We start from the raw sequence: 1,305 nt of genomic DNA on the forward strand, positions 1-1,305 counted from the left end.
TGAAGCGTCCTGGGTTTAGTTCCGCTTCTTTTACGGCCCTGTGTTGATGGGCTGGGTGAGATAGTACTCGGTTTCTACTTCCTGTGGGGTGGCGTAGTCCAAAGCTTCATGAAGCCGCTTGGTGTTCCACCAATACACCCACCGCAAGGTGGCCAATTCGACTTCTCCGACCGACGTCCACGGACCTTGAGCATGAATCAGTTCCGCCTTGTAGAGACCATTGACTGTTTCGGCTAGAGCATTGTCATAAGAATCGCCGACTGTTCCCACACTCGGACGGATTCCGGATTCCGCTAGCGCGGTGGAATACTTCAGTGACACGTACTGGCTGCCCCGATCACTATGATGAATCAGCTGGTTTCCATGAATTCGCCCTGCAGTCGTTAACGCATGCTCCAAAGCCTCCATGGGCAGCGCATCGGTACGCATCGTCGAGCGTGTAGCAACACCAACAATTTTTCGGCTGAAGACATCCACGACAAACGCGGTATAGGCGAATCCTGACAGGGTACGAACGTAGGTAATGTCGGCAACCCACAACCTGCCTGGCGCTTGGGCACGAAAGTCTCGTTGTACAAGATCCGGGCGATGATCCGGTGCCTTCGGGCTAATCGTTGTCACAGGGGTTCGCCCACGTCGGCGGCCGGAAACACCTGCTAGCTTCATTAGTCGTGCAGTCTTGTCGCGGCCGATATGAAAGCCTTCACGGTTCATCGCGTGCCACATTTTGCGGATACCGTAGACCGAGAAATTCTCCGCATGCACACGCTGTATTTCTGGGATGAGCAGGCTATCGCTTAAGGCTCTTGCACTGGGAACGCGTGTGGTGGCTTTGCGGTAGCCGCGTGAAGTAATGAATCCACGATCTGCTTGTTTAAGGACTCGACAGATGGCCTCGACCCCAAACTGATCTTTATACGTGTCGATGTAGGAGATCATTTGGTCGTGGGTCGGTCGAGTTCCGCTGCGAAAAAAGCCGAAGCTGTCTTAAGAATCCCGTTTGCTCGTTTCAGTTCGCGGTTTTCGCGGCGCAGACGCTTGAGCTCTTCTTCCATTGTTTCGCCGCCTGAAGCGTCAGAATTATCGCGTACTGAAGCGCTGTCACGGTACCAAGCCCGCAACGTGTGGTGAGATACTCCAAGGAGCTCGCCGACCTCCGTGTAGGCGCGTTGCAGTGAGCAAGATTCCAGGCGGACCATTTCGATGATCTGATGGACCGCCTTGTCCTTGAACTCGACGGAATACTTTCTAGGCATAGTTCAATCCTTCCTTAGCTGAGGTAGGAACTAAACCCAGGACGCTTCA

At 53.9% G+C, this 1,305-nt stretch carries 1 protein-coding gene; it reads right to left on the reverse strand.

The window, feature by feature from the left end; all coding sequences use genetic code 11:
• Nucleotides 1-30: 30 nt before the first annotated feature.
• Nucleotides 31-1,256 (reverse strand): IS3 family transposase gene (locus HMPREF2888_RS01755; protein ID WP_141744804.1). Its coding sequence is split into 2 segments (ribosomal slippage): nucleotides 31-977 and nucleotides 977-1,256, totalling 1,227 coding nucleotides; the frame shifts between segments, so codons are not numbered across the junction.
• Nucleotides 1,257-1,305: the final 49 nt, after the last annotated feature.

The sequence above is a fragment of the Corynebacterium sp. HMSC077D03 genome (genome assembly GCF_001808545.1).
GTDB lineage: Bacteria > Actinomycetota > Actinomycetes > Mycobacteriales > Mycobacteriaceae > Corynebacterium > Corynebacterium simulans.